This window comes from Kitasatospora sp. NPDC091257, from assembly GCF_044757675.1.
Lineage (GTDB): Bacteria > Actinomycetota > Actinomycetes > Streptomycetales > Streptomycetaceae > Kitasatospora > Kitasatospora lactacystinica.
Genome location: NZ_JBIVVI010001688.1, coordinates 1 through 1,433, shown reverse-complemented (window position 1 = coordinate 1,433; position 1,433 = coordinate 1). Strand labels below are relative to the sequence as shown.

The following is a 1,433-nucleotide window of genomic DNA, read 5'->3' as shown; positions in this document are numbered from 1 at the left end:
GGTTCGCGACAGGGGGAGGGCGGGGTTGTGGACGTGAGGGTGCGCGGCAGGCGTTGGGCGGTGGTGGTGGCGTTGATCGCGGTCGTGGTGTCGGGGTGCTCCGCGGGGGAGGGTGAATCCGACTATCCGTTGCCGTACAAGCGGCGGGACGCATCGGTTCTGCGCCGCATCGCGCTCGCCGACCCGTCCACGAAGAACACGGTCGTGGCGGCGGATGACCGTACGATCACGATGGAGGTCTCCTGGAGCGGCTGCGACTACAAGCCCGACCTGGTGGCACGGGAGACGGACAAGCAGGTCGCACTACTGCTCAGGCGCCGTGACGCTTCGGGTCCGGACGTCGGGTGCGAGGACGGCGGCATCGCCGAGCTGAAGGTCGTCCTGCGTCAGCCACTCCGCCCCCGGGCCCTGACCGACACCCTCACCGGCGAACCCGTCCCCCACACCCATGCCTGACAACAGCCCGCGAAGGCTCAGGCCCGGCTCGTAAGGGCGCAGCGGGGATGATGGCCTCTGGGGCGTCGGCCCCGCACACGTGGGGCCCCGGATTCGAACTGAATGGATTGGCGCACTCTGCGCCCAATCACAGCAGGTCAGGAAGTGTCGGCCCCGCGCCCGCGGGGATAGCTCCGCCGCCCAGCTTCTGGCCGGTGCCTAACGGATGTCGGCCCCGCGCCCGCGGGGATAGCTCCCAGATTGCGTACGTGCTCAACGGCGGTGGTGAGTCGGCCCCGCGCCCGCGGGGGTGACCCCCAAGCCGTGACCTCTCGCGAGGTGTGCCTCCCATCAGCCCAGCCCGCTCGGGGGGCGGCCCGGAGCACTGACAGTTCGTCACCGATTTCGGAAAGTGACCGCCTGTCCCGGTTCGGCGCGCGGGCGGCACAGCAGAGGAGACCCACTGATGGAGAGCACCGTGCAGGCCCCCGCCGGACCGTGACCCCGGCCCCGGCCGATCCGCCGCCCGAACCTCCCCGCGCGGCTGCACCGTCGCCTACAGTGAGAGCTTCTTGCGGACGGGACCGGGTGACGGCACGAGCGGGGAGGGGGCCGGAGTGGAGCGACGCGTGCGTCGGACCGCGGCGGCCGCGCTGTCCTGGGCGTTCCTCGCGGCCTGGGCCGTCTGCCAGGTCCTCCTCGGCACGGCGACGGGCGCGGCGCAGCCGGCTCCCGGCGCGCCGCCCGCCGTCGCCGCCCCGGCCGCCCCGGCCGCTGTACGGCTCGGCCCGGCGGGCGCGGAGGTCCGGCGCTCCGCGGACCGCCCCGGCTCCGACGTCGCCCAGCGGCAGTCGGCCGCCGCCGAGCCCGGCGTCCGGTTGCCCGCGCTCCCGCCGGCCGTGCTCCCGGTCGACTGGACGGACGCCCCCCGGTTCCGGCCCGGGGTGTACGCCGCGGGGCCGCGTCAGGAGCGGGCGCCGCCGTCCGACCGCTACGAC

General features: G+C 74.5%; 2 pseudogenes. Both read left to right on the top strand.

Going from position 1 to position 1,433, the window contains the following annotated elements:
* Positions 1-456: pseudogene (locus ACIQOV_RS41320) on the top strand (hypothetical protein); the annotation flags it as partial.
* Positions 457-1,064: 608 nt separating this feature from the next.
* A pseudogene (locus tag ACIQOV_RS41315) lies at positions 1,065-1,433 on the top strand (hypothetical protein); the annotation flags it as partial.